The organism is Micromonospora rhizosphaerae (genome assembly GCF_900091465.1).
Taxonomy (GTDB): Bacteria; Actinomycetota; Actinomycetes; order Mycobacteriales; family Micromonosporaceae; genus Micromonospora; species Micromonospora rhizosphaerae.
Genome location: NZ_FMHV01000002.1, coordinates 3,871,263 through 3,890,497, shown reverse-complemented (window position 1 = coordinate 3,890,497; position 19,235 = coordinate 3,871,263). Strand labels below are relative to the sequence as shown.

21 protein-coding genes are annotated in these 19,235 nt (G+C 74.1%); 12 read left to right on the top strand and 9 right to left on the bottom strand.

Features of this window, described 5'->3' with window-relative positions; all coding sequences use genetic code 11:
• Positions 1-354: 354 nt before the first annotated feature.
• On the top strand, positions 355-954 hold the full coding sequence (locus GA0070624_RS18325) for a hypothetical protein (RefSeq protein WP_091342717.1): 600 nt from the start codon (positions 355-357) through the stop codon (positions 952-954).
• 145 nt (positions 955-1,099) lie between these two features.
• On the opposite strand, the gene GA0070624_RS18320 is transcribed toward GA0070624_RS18325, so the two are convergent.
• Entirely contained in the window at positions 1,100-1,936 is an 837-nt protein-coding gene (locus tag GA0070624_RS18320) for an undecaprenyl-diphosphate phosphatase (RefSeq protein ID WP_091342714.1), read from the bottom strand.
• Entirely contained in the window at positions 1,933-2,985 is a 1,053-nt protein-coding gene (locus GA0070624_RS18315) for an LLM class F420-dependent oxidoreductase (RefSeq protein ID WP_091342713.1), read from the bottom strand. The genes GA0070624_RS18320 and GA0070624_RS18315 overlap by 4 nt, the downstream gene beginning before the upstream one ends.
• Positions 2,986-3,151: 166 nt before the next feature.
• Between GA0070624_RS18315 and GA0070624_RS18310 the strand changes: the two genes are divergently transcribed.
• Positions 3,152-4,123 (top strand): aldo/keto reductase, encoded by a 972-nt coding sequence (locus GA0070624_RS18310; protein ID WP_091342711.1) that lies wholly within the window; start codon positions 3,152-3,154, stop codon positions 4,121-4,123.
• Between the two features lie 93 nt (positions 4,124-4,216).
• A complete protein-coding gene (locus GA0070624_RS18305; RefSeq protein WP_088993715.1) occupies positions 4,217-4,408 on the top strand; it encodes a DUF5703 family protein in 192 nt (63 codons plus the stop codon).
• A 77-nt stretch (positions 4,409-4,485) separates the two neighbouring features.
• Here GA0070624_RS18305 and GA0070624_RS18300 read toward each other — a convergent pair whose 3' ends face one another.
• Together GA0070624_RS18300 and GA0070624_RS18295 are read right to left on the bottom strand one after the other, a co-directional pair.
• On the bottom strand, positions 4,486-5,139 hold the full coding sequence (locus tag GA0070624_RS18300; RefSeq protein ID WP_091342709.1) for a hypothetical protein: 654 nt from the start codon (positions 5,137-5,139) through the stop codon (positions 4,486-4,488).
• 59 nt (positions 5,140-5,198) lie between these two features.
• A complete protein-coding gene (locus tag GA0070624_RS18295; RefSeq protein WP_091342707.1) occupies positions 5,199-6,527 on the bottom strand; it encodes a M20/M25/M40 family metallo-hydrolase in 1,329 nt (442 codons plus the stop codon).
• Between the two features lie 168 nt (positions 6,528-6,695).
• On the opposite strand from GA0070624_RS18295, the gene GA0070624_RS18290 reads away from it, so the two are divergent.
• The 3 genes from GA0070624_RS18290 to GA0070624_RS18280 all read left to right on the top strand — a co-directional run bounded on the left by GA0070624_RS18290 (position 6,696) and on the right by GA0070624_RS18280 (position 8,643).
• The gene (locus GA0070624_RS18290) at positions 6,696-7,313 is read left to right on the top strand and encodes a hemerythrin domain-containing protein (protein WP_091342705.1); all 618 of its coding nucleotides are present in this window, start codon (positions 6,696-6,698) and stop codon (positions 7,311-7,313) included.
• 78 nt (positions 7,314-7,391) lie between these two features.
• The gene (locus GA0070624_RS18285) at positions 7,392-8,387 is read left to right on the top strand and encodes a LysR family transcriptional regulator (RefSeq protein WP_091342703.1); all 996 of its coding nucleotides are present in this window, start codon (positions 7,392-7,394) and stop codon (positions 8,385-8,387) included.
• A 19-nt stretch (positions 8,388-8,406) separates the two neighbouring features.
• Entirely contained in the window at positions 8,407-8,643 is a 237-nt protein-coding gene (locus GA0070624_RS18280; RefSeq protein ID WP_091342701.1) for a hypothetical protein, read from the top strand.
• Between the two features lie 48 nt (positions 8,644-8,691).
• Here GA0070624_RS18280 and GA0070624_RS18275 read toward each other — a convergent pair whose 3' ends face one another.
• Genes GA0070624_RS18275 through GA0070624_RS18270 form a run of 3 tightly spaced genes read right to left on the bottom strand, consistent with a single transcriptional unit; the run spans position 8,692 to position 11,767 of the window.
• The gene (locus tag GA0070624_RS18275) at positions 8,692-9,042 is read right to left on the bottom strand and encodes a DUF3140 domain-containing protein (protein WP_091342699.1); all 351 of its coding nucleotides are present in this window, start codon (positions 9,040-9,042) and stop codon (positions 8,692-8,694) included.
• Entirely contained in the window at positions 9,042-9,209 is a 168-nt protein-coding gene (locus GA0070624_RS34840; RefSeq protein ID WP_176731760.1) for a hypothetical protein, read from the bottom strand. Before GA0070624_RS34840 ends, GA0070624_RS18275 begins: the two co-directional genes overlap by 1 nt.
• A gap of 14 nt (positions 9,210-9,223) precedes the next feature.
• A complete protein-coding gene (locus GA0070624_RS18270; protein ID WP_091342697.1) occupies positions 9,224-11,767 on the bottom strand; it encodes an ATP-dependent Clp protease ATP-binding subunit in 2,544 nt (847 codons plus the stop codon).
• Positions 11,768-11,890: 123 nt separating this feature from the next.
• Here GA0070624_RS18270 and GA0070624_RS34835 point away from each other — a divergent pair, with 123 nt between their 5' ends.
• The 5 genes from GA0070624_RS34835 to GA0070624_RS18240 all read left to right on the top strand — a co-directional run bounded on the left by GA0070624_RS34835 (position 11,891) and on the right by GA0070624_RS18240 (position 17,014).
• Entirely contained in the window at positions 11,891-12,292 is a 402-nt protein-coding gene (locus GA0070624_RS34835; RefSeq protein WP_176731759.1) for a PIN domain-containing protein, read from the top strand.
• A gap of 241 nt (positions 12,293-12,533) precedes the next feature.
• Positions 12,534-12,794, top strand: coding sequence for a hypothetical protein (locus tag GA0070624_RS18255; RefSeq protein WP_091342694.1), 261 nt, complete (start codon positions 12,534-12,536; stop codon positions 12,792-12,794).
• An 8-nt stretch (positions 12,795-12,802) separates the two neighbouring features.
• Positions 12,803-13,684, top strand: a complete 882-nt coding sequence (locus tag GA0070624_RS18250; RefSeq protein WP_091342692.1) for a hypothetical protein — start codon at positions 12,803-12,805, stop codon at positions 13,682-13,684.
• The gene (locus tag GA0070624_RS18245) at positions 13,677-16,349 is read left to right on the top strand and encodes an FtsK/SpoIIIE domain-containing protein (RefSeq protein WP_091342690.1); all 2,673 of its coding nucleotides are present in this window, start codon (positions 13,677-13,679) and stop codon (positions 16,347-16,349) included. The genes GA0070624_RS18250 and GA0070624_RS18245 overlap by 8 nt, the downstream gene beginning before the upstream one ends.
• Entirely contained in the window at positions 16,346-17,014 is a 669-nt protein-coding gene (locus GA0070624_RS18240; protein WP_091342688.1) for a hypothetical protein, read from the top strand. The genes GA0070624_RS18245 and GA0070624_RS18240 overlap by 4 nt, the downstream gene beginning before the upstream one ends.
• Positions 17,015-17,143: 129 nt before the next feature.
• Here GA0070624_RS18240 and GA0070624_RS18235 read toward each other — a convergent pair whose 3' ends face one another.
• Both GA0070624_RS18235 and GA0070624_RS18230 read right to left on the bottom strand, forming a co-directional pair.
• Positions 17,144-18,415 (bottom strand): cupin domain-containing protein, encoded by a 1,272-nt coding sequence (locus GA0070624_RS18235; protein WP_091342686.1) that lies wholly within the window; start codon positions 18,413-18,415, stop codon positions 17,144-17,146.
• Between the two features lie 9 nt (positions 18,416-18,424).
• Positions 18,425-18,766, bottom strand: a complete 342-nt coding sequence (locus tag GA0070624_RS18230) for a hypothetical protein (RefSeq protein WP_091342684.1) — start codon at positions 18,764-18,766, stop codon at positions 18,425-18,427.
• A 197-nt stretch (positions 18,767-18,963) separates the two neighbouring features.
• On the opposite strand from GA0070624_RS18230, the gene GA0070624_RS18225 reads away from it, so the two are divergent.
• Positions 18,964-19,233: a hypothetical protein gene (locus tag GA0070624_RS18225; protein WP_245718859.1), complete on the top strand. Its 270-nt coding sequence runs from the start codon at positions 18,964-18,966 to the stop codon at positions 19,231-19,233.
• The last annotated feature ends 2 nt before the right edge of the window (positions 19,234-19,235 follow it).

The following is a 19,235-nucleotide window of genomic DNA, read 5'->3' as shown; positions in this document are numbered from 1 at the left end:
GGGACCTTGGTGTCCGGCGTCGCCCCAACTCGCCGACGGGGTGTGGCATGTCCGGTTCGGGGGTGTGACCGGCGGCATTCTGGGGCCGGAATCGTGGCCGGGGCGGGGTCGTTATACCTGGCGTACGACCGAGGAAGCGCCCCGCTCGGCGGGGCCGGTTGGGCCCGGGTCGGAATGATGGTGGGCCGCCGGTCGTTACACATGGTCCCGGCGCCGCGAGTGGCACCCCCACCCCGCGGATCTTCGCCGGACAGAGACTTTCCCCTTTTGTTTTGAGCGCCCGTCCGTGGTGCGTGCGCATCTACCCGGCCCCCATCGGGTGGTGTGCCTGACCCCCGAATTGGAGCTTTGATCATGAACACGACTCTGCGTAAGAGCGTTCTTGGTATCGCTGGTCTGGCGTTCGCCGGTGGCCTGGCCGCCGGTCCGCTGAACCACGGCACCACCACTACTACCGCCGCGGTCGACACCAAGCCCGTCGTCGCCGTGCAGGCCGACAAGCCGGGTGTCGACAAGGGCAAGCTGATCCCGCACGGTGTGCAGGGCACCCAGTCCCACATCAAGCTGAACGACGAGCAGATCGGCAACGTCAAGGCGATCATCGCCGCGACGAAGAAGTCGGGTATGGACGAGCGGGCCGCGGTGGTCTCGATCGCGACCAGCCTGCAGGAGTCGAAGCTGGAGAACCTGGGTCACCTGGGGGACCGCAACGACCACGACTCGCTGGGCCTGTTCCAGCAGCGCCCGTCCTCGGGTTGGGGCACCCCGGAGCAGATCACCGACCCGCAGTACTCGACCATGGCGTTCCTCAAGGGCCTCAAGCAGGTCGACGGCTGGCACGACATGCCGCTGACCGAGGCCGCCCAGACGGTGCAGGTGTCGGCCTACCCGCACGCCTACGCCCAGTGGGAGCAGCAGGCCGCCGACCTGGTCGCCGAGCACTGGAACAGCTGACTCAGGCATTAATCAAAAAAGGGGGACCGCTGGCCGACACCCGAACCGGGTGCCGGCCAGCGGCATCTCCACACCGAAACCGGCCAGCACCGAGAGGGTGCCGGCCGGCGGCACATGCAACGACTGGCGTATGCGGGGGTGGCGATCAGGTGGCGCTGATCGTGCCGGTCATCAGCAGGGCGAGGACCAGGGTGCCGAGGGCGACCCGGTAGAGCACGAAGACGTACAGGGTGTGGTGGGCGACGTACCGCAGCAGCCAGGCGATGGCCGCGTAGCCGATGACGAACGCGATCAGCGTGGCGACCACCATCTGCGCCCCGCTCGGCGCGGCCGTGCCCGGAGCGGAGGGTTCGAAGACGTCCGGGATGCTGAACACGCCGGACATCACCACGGCCGGGATGGCCAGCAGGAACGAGTACCGGGCCGCGGTTTCCCGGGTGAGGTTGAGCAGCAGGCCGGCGGTGAGCGTGCCGCCGGAGCGGGAGACGCCCGGGATCAGCGCCATGGCCTGGGCGAAGCCCATCACGATGCCGTCGCGCAGCCGGAAGTTCTCCAGCGTGCGGGTCTGCCGCCCCCAGTACTCGGCGAAGGCGAGCACGAACGCGAAGAAGATCAACGTGAAGGAGATCAGCCACAGGTTGCGGCCGGCGGTGCGGATCTGGTCCTTGAACAGGAAGCCGAACAGCCCGATCGGGATCGAGCCGACGATGACGTACCAGCCCATCCGGTAGTCGAGGCTGGACCGGACCGAGCGGTCGACGAGGCCGAGCAGCCAGGTGCGGGCGATCCGCCAGATGTCCTTGGCGAAGTAGATGAGCACGGCCGCCTCGGTGCCGAGCTGGGTCACCGCGGTGAAGGACGCGCCGGCGTCCCGGCCGAAGAAGATCGCCGAGGTGATCCGCAGGTGGCCCGACGAGCTGACCGGCAGGAATTCCGTGAGCCCCTGGACGATGCCCAGGACGATGGCCTCTACCCAGGTCACTCGCCGACTCCGGAGAGCTCCAGCGCGTCGGCGACGGTGCGCAGGGTCTGCACACCACTGTCCCGGTCGGCGACGAAGAGGGTGACCGACAGGGTGGTCACGCCGGCCGCGGCGTACTCGCGCATCCGCTCCGCGATGCGCTCCTTCGGCCCGAGCAGCGAGGTGCGGTCGATGAACTCCATCGGCACCGCGGCCGCGGCGTCACGCTGCCGCTTGGCCAGGTAGAGGTCCTGGACCTCCCGGGCCGCGTCGCCGTAGCCCATCCGGGTGGCCAGCTGGTTGTAGAAGTTCTGCTGCCGGCTACCCATGCCACCGACGTAGAGGGCGGCGTACCAGCGGACCAGCTCGGCGCAGGAGGCGATGTCGTCGCCGACCACCACGGGGACGGACGGCACCACGTCGAAGCCGGCCAGCTCCTTGCCGGCCCTGGCCCGGCCGGCGCGGACGGAGGCGAGTTGCTCCTCGGCGAAGTCCGGCGCGTAGAAGACGGCGAGCCAGCCGTCGGCGATCTCGCCGGCCAGCTCGAGGTTCTTCGGGCCGACCGCGGCAAGGTAGATCGGGATGTGCTCGCGCGGCGGGTGGAAGCCCAGCCGCAGCGCCTTTCCCGGGCCGTCGGGCAGCGGCAGGGTGTAGTGCTCGCCGTCGTACGCGACCTCCTTGCGGGCGATGGCGAGCTTGACGATGTCCACGTACTCCCGGGTCCGCGCGAGCGGCTTGGCGAAGCGGACGCCGTGCCAGCCCTCGGAGACCTGCGGGCCGGAGACGCCGAGGCCGAGCCGGAACCGGCCGCCGGAGAGCGCGTCGATGGTCGCCGCCGTCATCGCGGTCATCGCCGGGGTGCGACCGGGGATCTGCATCACCGCGCTGCCCAGATCGATCCGCTCGGTCTGGCCGGCCATCCAGGCCAGCATGCTCGGCGAGTCGGAGCCGTAGGCCTCCGCCGCCCACACCACCGAGTAGCCGAGCCGATCCGCCTCCTGAGCTAGCGCCAGGTGATCGGCCGGCGTGCTCCACGCCGTCTGGTATCCGAGGCTGAGCCCGAGTCGCACTGGTCCTCCCCACCATCCGCACCACAGGTCGCATCAGGTTACGCAATGCGGCGAACGGACCCGATCACCGGCTCACCCCCTCACCGCCGCCTCGGGCGAGCGGTCGAGCGGGAACTTGACGGGAGCGAGGATATCCGTCACGCCGGGTTCGAAATAAGGTTCACCCATGCAACAGCGACCGCTCGGCCGAAGCGGGTTGGCGGTTTCGCGGCTCGCGCTCGGCACCATGACCTGGGGACGGGACACCGACGCCGACGACGCGGCCGCCCAGCTGAAGAGTTACCTCGACGCGGGCGGCAACCTCGTCGACACGGCCGACGTCTACGCCGACGGCGACGCCGAGTCGGTGATCGGCTCGCTGCTGGGCAGCCTGGTCCCCCGCGAGGATCTGCTCATCGCCACGAAGGCCGGGCTGCGACCGGGCAGCGGCCGCCGCCGGGACGGCTCGCGGGGCCATCTGCTGCGCACCCTGGACGCCTCGCTGCGCCGGCTCGGCACCGACCACGTCGACCTCTGGCAGGTGCACGGGTACGACCCGGACACCCCGCTGGACGAGACGCTCTCCGCCCTGGACCACGCGGTGTCCAGCGGTCGGGCCCGGTACGTCGGGGTGTCGAACTTCTCCGGCTGGCAGACGGCGCGGGCCGCCGCCTGGCAGGCCGCCTGGCCCGGCCGCGCGCCGGTGGTCGCCGCCCAGGTGGAGTACTCACTGCTGGAACGGGGGGTGGAGCGCGAGGTGCTGCCCGCCTGCGAGGCGCTCGGCCTGGGGGTGCTGCCCTGGTCGCCGCTCGGTCGTGGCGTGCTCACCGGCAAGTACCGGCACGGCCGGCCGGCGGACTCCCGGGCCGCGTCACCGCACTTCGAGCGGTTCGTCGCCACCTACCTGGACCCCCGCTGCTCCAGCATCGTGGAGGCGGTGGCCACCGCGGCGAGCGGGCTGGGCGTGTCGCCGCTCGAGGTGGCGCTGGCCTGGATCCGGGACCGGCCCGGGGTGACCGCGCCGATCCTCGGCGCCCGCACCGTCGGTCAGCTCCTCGGCGCCCTCCAGGTGGAGCGGATCACCCTGCCGAAGGAGATCGTCACCGCCCTGGACGACGTCTCGGCGGTGCCGGTCGGCTACCCGGAACGGGACGGCTGAGAACGGCCGGAGGGCCGGCCGCCTGTCGGGAACGCGACGCGGCTCACCGTCAGGGGCTGGCGCAGGGCCGCCGGGCTGGGCAGCATAGGGGCCATGGACTACGAATACGCGCCGCTGCGGTTGCCGCCGAACGTCGATCGGCTGACCGCCGCGGCGCAGCTGGCGATCCAGGCGGAGTTCTCCGGATGGGAGTTGGCCCGGGTGCGGCTGTTCCGGGACGGCACGCGGCAGGTGATGCTGCGCCGTCGGCGGATCAACCAGCCGCAGCCGGGTCTGTCGTACTGAGCGCGGCGTAAGCCGTAGCCGGGAGCACGTGGACGCCCCGGGGCCGGACCGCGGTCCGGCCCCGGCGGCATCACGGCCTAGTGGGCGTGGTCGTGCTCCTCGTCGAGCTCCAGGAACGGATGCTCGTCGAGCCGGCCGATCAGCCGGTCGTCGGCGGCGGGCTGGAACGGGCCCACCGGGTCGTCGTCCTCGAACGACTCCAGGTCGACCGGCGTGCTGACCTCGCTGACCATGACCACCCCGTCGAGCGGCTCCAGCTCCGGGACGTCCAGCGCGCTGAGCGAGCCGTCACCGCTCTGCAGCAGCTCCAGCACCGCCTCGCCGACCCCCTCGACCGACGCCGCCTCGTCCCCCTCCGGGGTGCCCTGCCGGCGGGCGGCCTCGGCGACCCGGATCAGGGCGGAGACGCTCGGCACCCGGTAGTCCCGGCGCTGCCGGACCGAGATCACCCGCGGGTGCGGGTCCGTCGCCTCGACGCCCTCGACACCGCCGAAGCGCTCGTCGGCCTCGTTCGGGTCGATCAACTCGACGTCCCACGGAGTCACCTCGCCGAACACGTCGAGGAGTTGCTCGTCGTACTCGTAGGAGGCGTTGTTCAAGGCGACGTACGCCTGCCAGACGTCGTCGTCGTCGATCCGGCCCTGCGCGGCGCGGACCGCGGCCAGGTGGGCGCGGGCCGCGTCGAACACCCGCTCAAGGGCGGCGTCCAGCTCACCCTGCTGGTCGGTCATATGAACAGTCCCTTCGCGATGGGGGAGGATCCGCGCCGATGGTGACGCCACGGACGCGGTTAGCAGCTGCGGAGAAACCGGTCCAGAACCCGCACGCCGAACTGTAGCCCGTCCACCGGGACCCGCTCGTCGATGCCGTGGAACAGGCCGGAGAAATTGAGGTCGGGCGGCAACCGCAGCGGCGCGAAGCCGAAACAGCGGATACCGAGCCGGGAGAAGGCCTTGGCGTCGGTGCCGCCGGAGAGCATGTACGGCACCGGCCGGGCGCCCGGGTCCTCGGCGCGCAGGGCGGCCGACATCGCGGCCACCAGATCGCCGTCGAAGGTGGTCTCCAGCGCGGGCTGCCGCTGGATGTACTCGATGTCGATGTCCGGGCCGACCAGCTCCCGCACCTGCGCCTCCAGCATCTCCGACTGGCCCGGCAGGCTGCGGCAGTCGATGGTGGCGGTGGCCCGGCCCGGGATGACGTTGTCCTTGTAGCCGGCGGCGAGCCGCGTCGGGTTGGCGGTGCTGCGGATGGTCGCGCCGATGATGTTGGCGATCGGGCCGAGCTTGGCGATCGCGGTCTCCGGGTCATTCGGGTCCACCTCCACGCCGAGCACCTCGGAGACCTCCTCGAGGAAGGCCCGCACGGTCGCGGTGACGGTGACCGGGAAGTGGTGCCGGCCGACCCGGGCGACGGCCTCCGCGAGCGCGGTGACCGCGTTGTCGTCGTGGATGAACGAGCCGTGCCCCGGGCGGCCCTTGGCGTGCAGCCGCAGCCAGTCGATGCCCTTCTCGGCGGTCTCGATCAGGTAGAGCCGCTGCTGCTCGTTGACGGAGTAGGAGAAGCCGCCCACCTCGCCGATCGCCTCGGTGCAGCCGTCGAAGAGGTCGCGGTGCCGCTGCGCCAGGAAGTGCGCGCCGTAGTCGCTGCCGGCCTCCTCGTCGGCGGTGAAGGCGAGCACGATGTCCCGGGACGGGCGCACCCCGGTGCGCTGCCAGCCGCGGACGACGGCGAGCACCATGGCGTCGAAGTCCTTCATGTCGATCGCGCCCCGGCCCCAGAGGTAGCCGTCGCGGATCTCGCCGGAGAACGGGTCCACCGACCACTCGTCGGGGTCCGCGGGCACCACGTCGAGGTGGCCGTGCACCAGCAGCGCGTCCCGGCCCGGGTCGGTGCCGGCGATCCGGGCGACCAGGTTCGCGCGGCCCGGCGCCGACTCGTAGATCTCCGCGTCCACGCCGACCTCCGCCAGCTTCTCCGCCACGTACTCCGCGGCGCGGCGTTCCCCGACGCTGGTGTCGTTGTCCCCGGTGTTGGTCGTGTCGATGCGCAGCAGGTCGCGGCAGAGGTCGACGACCTCGTCGGTTTGGCGGGGGTGGGCGGAAGCGGAGTCGCTCGTCATCGCTTCTTCATACCAGCCGGGGCCGATGCCCGGTTCGCCGCGCCCCGGCGAAGTCGGGGCGCGGTTTCGCCGCAACGGCGTCCGGGTACCGCCGCTGGCGTCCCCGGCACCGCCCACCGGGCCGCCGGCCCTGCCGTGACCGGCCGGCCACCGATCGAGGAGGGCATGATGACCGTCCCGCTGCCGCCGCTGCCGCCCGCCGCCGATGACGCCTACCGGCCCGGCGGCCGGAACATGGCCGACATCGCCGACCGGGAGCACCGGCAGCTGCTCGGCCTCTGTGACCAGGCCGCGGACCCGGACCTGACGGCGGAGCGCCGGCGGGAGGTGGTGGACGTGCTCACCGCCACGGTGTCCCGGCACCTTTCCGCCGAGGAGCAGTACCTCTTCCCCGCCGCCCGGGCCGTCGTGCCGGCGAGCGCGGCGCTGGTCGACCGGGAGATCGAGGCGGACGCGGCACTGCTCACCGCCCTCAAGGGACTGACCGGGCCGGAGGACCCGGCACTGATCGAGGTGGCCGACCGGGTGCGCGGTCACGTCCGCCGGGTCGCCGCGCTGGTGACCCCGTTGCGCGAGGTGGCCACCGATGCCGAGCTGATCCGGCTGGGCAACCGGTGGGAGATCGCCGAGGAGGCGGCACCGACTCGGCCGCACCCGGGCACCCCGGCGACGCCGCCCTGGAACCGGATCGTCGAACCGGCGGTGGGCGTGGTGGACAAGGTGCGGGACGTGGTGACCGGGCGGCGGACCTACCTGGCCGACCTGAAGCGGCCGCCGAAGGCCTGAGCGGAGCCGGTACGCATCGGTAGCGAGCGATGCCGTTCGGGCCTTCCCCCAAGCGGGCCGTGGTCCTACCGTCACTGTATGAATCTGGAGCTGCGACACCTGCGGGTGGTGTGCGCCATCGCGGAGACGGGAAGCGTGACCAAGGCGGCCTCGACGCTCGGCCTCGCCCAGCCGGCCCTGACCGCCCAGCTCCAGCGGATCGAGCGGACCCTGGGCGGCCCGCTGTTCGAGCGGGACCGCCGGGGTGCCCGCCCCACCGCCCTGGGTGAGTTGGTGCTGGCCCGGGCCCGGGTGCTGCTGCCGGCGATGAAGGGCCTCCAGGACGAGGCGGCCCGGCTGGCCGGGGCCGGCGACCCGCCGAGCCGGTACCGGCTCGGCGGGGTGAACAGCCCCATCCTGGGCCGGCTGGTGCACCGGCTCGCCGCCGAGCAGCCCCAGGTGCAGATCACCACGTACGCCTCCTGGTCGATGGACGAGCTGGCCCAACTGGTGGCTGGCGGGCGGCTGGACTTCGCGCTGACCGGCGTGTGCGGGGACTCGAGCCCCTCGGCCGAGTTCGGGTTGAGCTGGCGGGAGATCGCCGTCGACCCGGTGTTCGTGCTGCTGCCGCAGACCCACCCGCTGGCCGGCCGGGACGAGGTGCGCCTGGCGGACCTGCGGCGCGAGCAGTGGGTCGCGGCGCCCGGTGACGGCTGCTTCGGCGACTGTTTCGCCGCCGCCTGCGCCCGCGCCGGTTTCACCCCACGGAAGGTGTACGAGACCGACGTGCGGGGCTGCGTGGACCTGGTCGACGCGGGCGAGGCGGTGGCGCTCTGCCAGGCCACCTTCCGCCCGGTCGCCGGGCTGGTCACCCGCCGGCTGACCGGGACGCCGCTGCGCTGGCGGCTGCTGCTGGGCTGGCACCCGGACGCGCCGGCCGCCCGGGTCGCGGAGACGATGCTGGAGACGGCGGTGGCGGCGTACACCGACTCGCTGGCACCGCACCCGGACTACCTGGCCTGGCTGCTGCGCCATCCGGACTTCGGCGCCCGGCCGTCGACGGCCGGACCGCCTGGCGGGGTGCGAACCGGCTGACGGCGGGTATCAGGCTCCCATGACCGATCTCTACCCGGCCGCGGACCAGCGGGAGCTGCTGCGCCAGGCGGCCACCGTGCACACCGCCGCCTCCGCGGACGTCGAGGCCTTCCTGCGCCGCCTGCCGGAGGTGCCGGACCCGGCCGACATCACCGAGTACGCCAACCTGCTCAGTCGCGAGGAGCAGGCCCGCGCCGACCGGCAGGCGGCCGCCGATGCCGCCGGCCTGCAGCTGCCCAGCTTGGAGTCCGAGTAAGTCCACGGTTGACGGCACCCGGGAGGTCCCGGGTGCCGTCTCGTCGGGTCAGCGTTCGATCAGGACGTCGTGGCCGAGGTCGAGCAGGGAGTGCCGCCACTCGTTGTCGACGTTGCCACCGCTCGGCCGGGCGTCGATGAGCGACCGGATACGGTCGATCGCCTCCTGCATCACCTCGATGTCCTCCCGGGTCAGGTCCACCTTGCGCTTGCCCAGGACCCGCAGGATGTGCCGGCCCGGCTCGGGCAGGTTCAGGTCCGGGTCGGGACCGAACGCCTCCTCCCCCGAGCCGCGGGTCAGCAGCCACCGGCGCAGCTGCTCGGAGGGGACGTTCACGAGGGCGTGGAAGTCCTCCCAGATCACCTCGACCTCGGGATCCACCCGCTGTTCGCGTACCATCACGCCTCCTCTCCCGGCGGCGGCCCGGACGGCGTCGGGTCGCCCTCGTCGGTCTCCTGTTGCAGGCCCTCCGGCGGCACCTTCACCCGGCCGGGGTTCGCGGTGGGTGGGGCCACGATCGGTTCGGTCCGCTCCGTGTCCTCCCCGGTCTCCTCAGGCTCGGTCATGTCCACCCTCCGGTTCACCGCGGGTGCGACGTGCTGGCGGCGGCGTAGTCGCGGTCACCGGCAAACACGTCGATGACGAGCTGTCCGTCCCGCGCGTCGACGACGACCTTCTGGCCGGGCGAGACCTGGTGTTCCAGCAGCATCCGGGAGACCCGGTTGTCGACCTCCCGCTGGATCACCCGGCGCAGCGGTCGGGCGCCGAACTCCGGCTGGTAGCCATGTTCGGCGAGCCAGTCGATGCCGGCAGGGGTGAACTCGATCTGGATGTCCTGGGCGTGCAGCCGGCGCCTGGTCTCCTCCAGCATCAGCTCGGTGATCTGCCGCAGCTGCTCGGCCTCCAGCCGCTGGAAGACGATCACCTCGTCGATCCGGTTGAGGAACTCCGGGCGGAAGTTCTCCTGCAACCGGCGCAGCAGCCGTTCCCGCAGCTCGCTGGCTTCCTGTTCCCGACCTGGCTGAGCAAGGTCGAAACCCACGGTGCGCTGGGCGCCGGTGATCAGCTCCGAGCCCAGGTTGCTCGTCATGATCAGTACGGTGTTCTTGAAGTTCACCGTGCGGCCCTGACTGTCGGTCAGGCGGCCGTCGTCGAGCACCTGGAGCAGGATGTTGAACACGTCCGGGTGCGCCTTCTCGATCTCGTCGAGCAGCACCACGGCGTACGGGCGGCGGCGCACCGCCTCGGTGAGCTGGCCGGCCTCCTCGTACCCGACGTAGCCGGGCGGGGCGCCGACCAGCCGGCTGACCGTGTGCCGCTCCTGGAACTCGCTCATGTCCACCCGGACCATCCGGTCCGACTCGCCGAACAGCGCCTCCGCCAGGGCCCGGGCCAGTTCGGTCTTGCCCACGCCGGTCGGGCCGAGGAAGAGGAAGCTGCCCATCGGCCGGTTCGGGTCGGCCAGCCCGGTTCGCGAGCGGCGCACCGCCTCGGCGACCGCGCTGACCGCGTCGTCCTGCCCGACCACCCGCTCGTGCAGGTACCCCTCCAGGCGGAGCAGCCGGTCGCGTTCCTCTTCGGTGAGCTGGGCGACCGGGATGCCGGTGGCCCGGGAGACCACCTCGGCGATCTCGGTCGGCCCGACCGTCGGCACCTCGGGGCTTTCGCCGTCGCCCCTCGCGCGGCGGATCTGGTCCTCCAGCTCGGACACCCGGTCGCGCAGCTCGGAGGCGCGCTCGTACTGCTCGTCGGAGACCGCCTGCGCCTTGTTCCGGCGTATCTCGTCGAGCTGCCGCTCCAGGTCGCGCACGTCTTCAGCCGGGGTGCGGGTCCGCAATCGGACCCGGGCGCCGGCCTGGTCGATCAGGTCGATCGCCTTGTCCGGCAGGTACCGGTCGGTGATGTACCGGTCGGAGAGTTCGGCGGCGGCGACGAGGGCCTCGTCGGTGAACCGGACCTGGTGGTGCGCCTCGTACCGGTCGCGCAGGCCGCGCAGGATGGCGACCGTGTCCTCGAGGGTCGGCTCGGGCACGAAGACCGGCTGGAACCGGCGGGCCAGCGCGGCGTCCTTCTCGATGCTGCGCCGGTACTCGTCCAGCGTGGTCGCGCCGATCACCCGCAGCTCGCCCCGGGCCAGGGCCGGCTTGAGCATGTTGGATGCGTCCATCCCACCCTCGGCGCCGGCGCCGCCCGCCCCGACCAGGGTGTGGATCTCGTCCAGGAAGATGATCAGCTCGTCCTTGTGCGCCCGGATCTCATCGATCACCTTCTTCAGCCGTTCCTCGAAGTCGCCGCGGTAGCGGGTTCCGGCGACCAGGCCGGCCAGGTCGAGCTGGACCACCCGCTTGCCGAGCAGCGTCTGCGGCACGTCACCGTCGCAGATCCGCTCGGCCAGCCCTTCCACGATCGCGGTCTTGCCGACGCCGGCCTCACCGATCAGCACCGGGTTGTTCTTGGTCCGGCGGGACAGGATCTCGACCGCCTGCTCGATCTCGTCGGCCCGCCCGATCACCGGGTCGATCTGGTCGGCCCGGGCCAGGTCCGTCAGGTCCCGCCCGTACTGGTCCAGGGTGGGCGTGCCGCGATCCGGCCTGGGGCCGGCCCCCCGTTCCGCGCTGGCGGCCTGCAAGGACTCGGGCTGGACCCGACCGGCGGCGAGCATCCGACCGGCCGGCGACTCCGGGTTCAGCGGCAGGGCCATCAGGATGTGTTCCGGACCGATATAGTTCGCCCCCATCGCCCGGGAGAGTTGATGGGCGTCGAGCAGCGCCCGCTTGGCCGCCGGGGTGAGCGAGAGGTTCGGCGGCACTTCCCCCCGGGGCGCGCCGTCACCGCGCCCACCGAGGGCATTGAGCAGGGCGTCCGGGTCCGCGCCGGCCCGCCGTACCAGGTCGCGCAGGGGCTCGCGTTGCAACGCCGCCCAGAGCAGATGGTCGGTGTCCAGGTCGTTGCTGTGCCGCTGGGCCGCCCGCCGGGCCGCGTCGGCCAGCATCTCGCGCGCGTCGGCGGTCATCAGCCGGGTGATGTCGACCCGGTGCGGCGGCCGACGTCCCCCCTCGCCCCGGCCGAAGTACCGGGCCAGAAACTCGTCCCACGGGTCGGGGCCGAATTCACCGGGTCGCATATCTCTGTCCTCCGGAGTCGGGCGCGGGATGGTCGCCGAGGTCAACCCGCGGGCGCGGCACGGTCGGCGGTGGCTACCCCGCGCTCGGCGCGACAAACGCTTCACGAGTGGCAGGCTGTGGCCATGGAGACGAGGCCGTTGCTGATCGTGGACGGCGCCAACGTGGTCGGCTCCCGGCCGGACGGCTGGTGGCGGGACCGGGCCGGCGCGGCGGCCCGGCTGCGGGATGCGCTGGCGCCGCTGGCCGAGCGGGGGGTGCCGCCGGAGCTGCCGGGGCCGGTGGAGGTGGTGCTGGTGGTCGAGGGGGCGGCGAGGGACGTGCCGGGCGCGCCGGGTGTCCGGGTGGTCGCCGCCGCCGGGTCCGGTGACGACACGATCGTCGACCTGGTGGCGGCGACGCCGGACCGCCGGCGGCTGGTGGTGACGGCTGACCGTGAGTTGCGCCGGCGGGTGGGCGCGCTCGGCGCGGAGGTGCACGGCCCGCGCTGGCTGCACCGCGCCCACTCCCCGGGGCTCCCCTCGTGACGGGCAGGGGACTGTGCGCCAGCGTCGCGGCGACGTCGGGTGACCGGACTGGCCGGTCGGATCGGGCCCGCGTACGGGACCGGGCGGTGCACCGGCGGGACCGGACCGCACCGCCGCAGGGGACTTCGCGCACGTCAAATGGGTAACCGGACAGCCGGGCAGGAAAGCCCCCAGGGTGGTTGTTCTCTCCCCATGCGGCATGGGTTGTAATGGAGATCTCCCCGCCCCCAGGAGGTCCCCCGTGGCGAGCGTCGCCGAGCTGAAGGCAGCCATCGATGTCGCCCTCCAGCAGATCGGTGACGGGCAGACAGCGGTGCAGGCGGCCGGCGAGAAGCTGGCCGAGGCGCAGCAGACCCTGGCCGGCGCGCTGGAGGGCAGCGGGCACGAGACGGTCGAGGCGGCGCAGGCCTCGCTGACCCAGGCCGGCCAGGAGCTGGAGGAGTGCCTCGCCGCGACGCTGGTGGCGGTCGAGCAGGCTCAGCTCTACGTGTCGACGCTGTAGGACCGAGCGTGTCCATCATCGAGGACATCGGCGCGCGGGTCCGCGCCGCCTCCGAGGAGCTGCCGCTCGGGCAGCTGGCGTTGGCGCTGGAGAAGTTCGGCCAGGCCACCGAGCGGCTGCGCTGGGTCCGGCAGGAGTCGGCCAATCCGATGGGTGTGCCGGAGCTCTCCGCCGCCACCGAGCACGCCGAGACGGCCGGGTACGCCCTGCGGGTCGCCCAGGAGCAGCTCGCCGGCTACCTGGCCGCCATCGGGCTGGCCGGGAACGGCACGCCCGGGCCCCGGCCGGCGGACCGGCGGCCGAAGCACGACGCGCGACGGGACGTACCGCCGCCGGTCGCGGCGCGGGAGAAGGCCGCCGACCCGACGATGCGGCGCTGGTGGTCGACGCGGGTGGCGGAGCTGTCCGGCGGTCGGGACGGGCCGCCGGACGAGTCCGACGAGCGGGTCGGCGACCCCCGGGAGCTGCTGCGCCGGGTGGCGACCGGGGTACGCGCCGGGGACCGGGACCGGCTGCACCGCGAGCTGCGCCGGGCGCCCGCCGACGTCGGGCTCGGGCTGGCCGCGGTCGCCCCGCCGCTGCTGCGAGACCTGGCCGGGGAGCTGCTCGGGCACCCACCCCGCGCCGCCGACCTCGGCCGGCTGCGCCGGGAGCTGGACGGCCGGGTCCGCGACCTGCTGCCCGGCCTGCCCCCGCCGGTGCTGGACACCCTGCTGAGCCGGGTGTGCCGGATGCCCCCGCCGCGCCGGTCCGGCGAGCAGGCGCAGCCGCACGCGGCCGACTCGGCGGTCACCGCCGGGGTGGTCACCGGCGTGCTGCTGGCCCGGCTCGGCCGGGACCTGCCCGGCGACGCCGACGAGCGGGACCCCTCCCGGAGCTCCCATGGCTGACCTGCGCGCCCAGCTGGTGTCACGGGTCCGGGGGATGCTCTCCGAGGCCCTCGGCGCGACCCGCAACCGGCTGTCCACCGCCAACGCCGACCTGGCCGCCGGCGAGGAGCGCCTGGCCCGAGTGCGGCGGGCCGCGACGGCCGTACCGGAACGGGTGGGCGCGGCCCGCGACCGCCGGCTGGCGGAGATCGACGCCCGGCACACCGCGCGGATCGCCGAGCTGGCCCGGCGGGCCGCGGCGGCCGCGCAGCGCGAGGCGCCCGGCGCGGCCTCGGCGCCCTGGGAGAACTGGCAAGCGACCCCCGCCGGCCGGGCCGAGTCGCCCGGCGCGGTGCGCATCGGCCACGTACGGATCGCCGACGTGGTGCCGGTGCCGGCCCTGGTGCCGCTGCTGGACGCCGGGCACGTACACCTCGCCGGCGCCGACCGGGAGGGCGTCGCCTCGGTGGTGCCGGCTCTGCTGCTGCGTTCCCTCGGCCGCGCCGACCCGGGCGCGGTCCGCCTCTTCGGGTACGACCCGGAGCACCTCGGCGGCGGGCTGGCCGGGTTCGCCCCGCTCGGCGCCGCCGGGCTGCTCACCTTCGTCGGTCCGGGCGGGCTCGGCCGGCTCCTGGACGACCTGGTGGAGCAGATCCGCCGGATCAACGAGACCGTGCTGGCCGGCGAGTACGCCTCGCTGCGCGAGCTGGCCGCGGCGACCGGCCGGCGCCCCGAGCCGTGGCGGGTGGCGGTGCTGCTCGGCGGCGACGAGCTGTCCCGACACGAACGCGGCCAGTTGGACCGGGTGGTCCGCACCGGCGCGGCCTGCGGGGTGCACCTGGTGGTGCGCGGCATTGAGCTCCCCGACGACGCGACGGTCACCCGGATCGTGGCGGAGTCGGACGACGCCCGGGTCGGCGGCCTGCCGGTCGCCGTCGACGAGCCGCCGCCGGCCACCCTGGTCACCGAGACCTGCCGGGAGCTGGCGTCCCGGGTCAACGCCGGCCCGCCGCCGGCGCCCTTCACCGACCTGCTGCCCCCGCCCGAGCAGATGTGGAAGGAGGATTCGGCGCACGGGCTGACCGCGCCGATCGGCGAGGGGCCGCACGGCCGGCCGGTGCTGCTCACCCTCGGCGACTACCCGCCGCACGCGCTGATCGGCGGCCCCTCCGGCACCGGCAAGACCAACCTGATCTTCGCCTGGATCGGCGCGCTGGCCGCCCGCTACTCCCCCGCCGAGCTGGAGTTCTATCTGCTGGACTTCAAGGAGGGGGTGTCCTTCGCCCGGTTCGCCAAGGGCCGGCGGGACCCGAGCTTCCTGCCGCACCTGCGGCTGGTCGGTATCAACGTCAACACCGACCGGGAGTTCGGGCTGGCGCTGCTGCGCTTCCTCGCCGAGGAGCTGCGCCGCCGGGCGGACGCGGCCAAGAAGCACGAGGTCACCAAGCTCGCCGAGCTGCGGGCGGTCGATCCGACCGGGCACTGGCCGCGGATCGTGGCGGTGGTGGACGAGTTCCAGGCGCTGCTGGCGGGGCGGGACGTGGTGGCCCGGGAGGCCGCCGACCTGCTGGAGGACCTGGCCCGGCGGGGCCGGTCGCAGGGCATCCACCTGGTGCTCGCCTCGCAGGACGTGCGGGGCATCGAGGCGCTGTGGGGCCGACCCGCGCTGGTCGCCCAGTTCACCCTGCGCATCGCCCTGCCCAAGGCGTTGCGCATCCTGGCCGAGCGCAACGACGCGGCGCAGTCGCTGCCCCGGCACCACGCCGTGGTCAACGCCGAGTCCGGACTGGGCGAAGGGAACCAGGTGGCCCGGATCCCGTCGGCCAGCGACTGGGAGACCTGGAGCGAGCTGCAGCACCGGCTCTGGCGAATGCGCCCGCCGGACGCGGCCCCGGCTCGGCTCTTCGACGGCGACGCGATCCCGAAGCTCGCCGAGGCGCCGGACTTCCGGGCACTCACCGCGCCCGACGAGGGGGTGCCGCGCGGCGCGGTCGCGCTGCTCGGGGAGATCATCGACGTGCAGGCCCGCTCGGCGGCGCTGCGGCTGCCCCGGGCGCCCGGGCGCAACCTGGCGGTGCTGGGGACGCGGGTGGACGAGGCGTGCGCGGTGCTGGACGCGGCCGCCCGGTCCCTGGCCCGCCAGCACCGCCCCGGCACCGCCCGGTTCTCCATCGCCTGCCTCGACCCGGACGCCGACCCGGCCGCCCGCGCCCTGTACGAGGACCTGGCCGACGACGCGGCCTGGTACGACGAGGAGACGGTGCCGGAGCTGATGGCCGAGGTCGGCGACTCCCTCGGCGCCCCCGGGGCCCCGACCATGCCGCACTACCTGCTGCTCTACGCGGTCGACGCGGCGGCCGGCCAGCTCGCCGGGCGGGCCGGGCGGCGGACCGGGCTGGAGCAGCTACGCCGGATCCTGCACGACGGGCCGGAACGGCGTACCCACGTGCTGGCCTGGTGGCGCGGGGTGGCGCGGATGCGGGCGGACCTCGGCGGCCCGGCCGCCCGCACCGACCAGATCGGCGCCTGGGTGGCCCTCGACGTGCAGGGGGCGGAGCTGGGCGCGTCGCTCTACCCGGGCACCGGCGGGCCGGATTGGTACCCCCGGCCGTGGCGGGGCCTCTACTTCGACCGGGCGGTGCACCGCACCGGCCAGGTGATCATGCCTTATGGTCCGTCGCGATGAACGAACCGGTCAGCAGTGAGACGTACGCCGCCCAGCTCCGTCGGCTCGCCGAGCTGACCGCCCGGGTGGCCGCCCAGCGCGCCGAGGCGCACACCTGGTACGCGCAGCAGTGCGCGGCCGCCGACCGGGCCGTCGCCGAGGCCACCGCGCGGCTGCGGCGCGCCGAGGCGGAGGTGGCCGAGGCCCGGGAGCTGGTGGAACGGGTGGACGCCGAGGCCACCCACCTGTGGCAGCAGCTGCGCGACCGGGTCGGCGCCGGCGCGCGACGGCTGGGCGACCCGCCCGGACCGGCCCTGGACGCGGCGGGCGACCCGGTGCCGCTGCTGCACCGGGTGCGGGAGCTGTTGGACCGGACCCGTCAGCCGGTCGAGCTGCCGGGGTCGGTCGATCCGCTGCTGGCGCTCTGCGGGGTCGGCGGCGCCGTCGTCGCGTACGCCCTGGGGGTGGGGGCTCGGGCGCTGGGCGCCGGGTCCGGCGGCGACCTGGCGGTGGGGATGCCGGTGCTGGCGTTGGTGGTGACGTTGCTCGGTCCGCTGGTGGGCCTGGCGCCGGCCCGGCTGCTGGCCGACCGCCGGCACGCCGTCCTGGGCCCTCGCCCGATCACCGTGGTCCTGGCCGCCGGCCTGGTCACCACGGTCCTCCTCCTCACCCTCGCCCCCCGCTGACCCCACCCCACCCCGCTACGTCCCGGCGGCGGGGCCGGGCCGGGGGCAGTCGATCATGAAGTTGTTGCCGGGACACGCCGGGCGGGATGACAACAACTTCATGATCACGCGGGTGAAACCCCGGGGCGGTCAGGCGGGGGTGAGGACGGCCTCCTTGAGGAGGCGGCGGGTCAGGACGAGGCGGTCGGCGTCGTCGTCGAAGCCGGGGAGGTCGCCGACCCGGGTCACCCCGCCGGTGAGGAGGGTGCGCAGGGCCGGCTCGCACTGTGCCGGGAGGGTGATCGTGCGGTCGAAGAGGCGCAGCGCGAGCCGGCCGTCCCCTGCCGGGGCGAGCTGCCATCGCAGCCCGGGGCGGAGGGCGACGCGCGTGTCCGCGTCCAGCCCGGCCAGGGCGGCGGCCTGGGCGAGGGGGCGGATCGGGGCCGGTCGGGCGGCGGGCCAGGCCCGGTTGCGCAGCCCGGCCGCGACGGCGGCCGGGTCGGCCCGGAGCAGCCAGTCGCGCAGCGCCTCGACCGTCTCGGTCAGCTCCGGCTCGATCGCGTCCGGGTCGGCGATGTCGGTGCCGAACGGGAGCCCGGCGCGCAGCCGGGGATCCTCGGCCGCGAGGGCGAGCAGCTCCTCCACCATGGCGTACCGGGTCAGCGCCCGGATGCCCACGGTGAGGTGCAGCGAGCTGGACTCCTGCGCCTGCGCGCTGTGCAGCCAGCCGCGCGGCAGGTAGAGCGCGTCGCCGGGTTCGAGCACCACGTCCAGAGCGGCCGGCCCTTCGGCGGTGGCGGAGACCTCGTCGGCCCGGCCACCCCAGGGCTGCTTCTCCAGGGGGTCGGGCAGCACCGGCGGGTGGATCCGCCAGTGCTTGCGGCCGTCGACCTGGAGCACGAACACGTCGTGCGTGTCGTAGTGGGTGGCGAAGCCCTGGCTGCCGGCCGGGGTCAGGTAGGCGTTGACCTGCAACGGCTGGGCCAGCGCCGTGCCCAGGTCGCGGGCGAAGTCGACCAGCGCCGGCCAGATCCGGTGCAGGCCCTGGAGCACCAGGGTGGCGCCGGAGGCGTACAGCTCCAGGATCCGCTCGTCGAGGACCTGGTCGGCGATCTCGGCGCCCGCGCCGCCGCCGCCGGTGTAGCGCGCCGCCGGTACGAGCTCGCCGTCCTTGGCTACCCGCAGGAAGGGGGTACGCAGCCCGCGCCGGCTGAGCAGCTCGTCGGCGTCGGTGGGGCTGAGCAGGTCGGTGAAGCCGTGCGGGTTGGGCAGTTCGGCCGCGCGGGAGAGCAGCGGGCCGCGCCCCCAGTGGGCGGCGGCGAACTTGGCGGGCTCCACCGAGACGCAGCGGGCGAGCGCCTCGGTGGCGGAAGACGGCACCGCCGGGCGGTCGTGGCCGCCCGGCGGGTCGAGGTGCGTCACGACGGACCGCTACCGGGCCGCGCCGTCGGCGCCGCCGTCCCGCATACCGGGGGTCGCCCCGCCGTCGGCCGGACCCTCGGCGGCACCGTCGGCCCCGCCGTCCCGCACACCCGGGGTCGCCCCGCCGTCCGCCGGACCCTCAGCGGCACCGTCGGCCCCGCCGTCCCGCACACCCGGGGTCGCGCCACCGTCGGCCGGACCCTCGGCACCACGGTCGGCGCCGCGATCGGCGCCCCGGTCCGCCGCACCGTCGGCGCCACCGTCCTGCTGGCCCGGGGTGGCCCCACCGTCGGCCGGACCCTCGAGACCGCCGCCGCCGCTGGTCTGCATGTCGTCATCGTTGAGTGCCATGGGTGCTCCCTCGGATGTGCCGCCCCGCCGTGCGTCGGGGTTCGTCGTGCGGCGGGTGGTACCCACGCGCGATCTTCTCTAACCGTAGACGGCGGCGCCCGACGAAACGGACTTTTCGCCGGGCGACCCGCGGCGGGCGGCCCGTGCCGGTCGGTGACAGGATGGACCCCGGCCCGGATCCGAGCAGGGAGGACAGCATGGTGCAGCCGAACCTCGTACCGCTCGAGCCGCTGCCCGAGGACGCCGGCATCGACGGGCTGCCGCCGGAGCGGAGCCGGGAGGTACGCGAACGGGAGCAGCACGCCTCGGCGGCGCTGGTCGGGGCGTCCACCGTGGAGTTCATCGCCGACCATCTCGCCACCGGGCGGGCGGTGCTGGACGCGGTCCGGGACGCCTCGCCCGCCGGCTCCCGCCTCGGCGTCCGGCACGGCGCGGCCTTCGAGGTGTTCCGCTTCGACCTCTGCTAGGC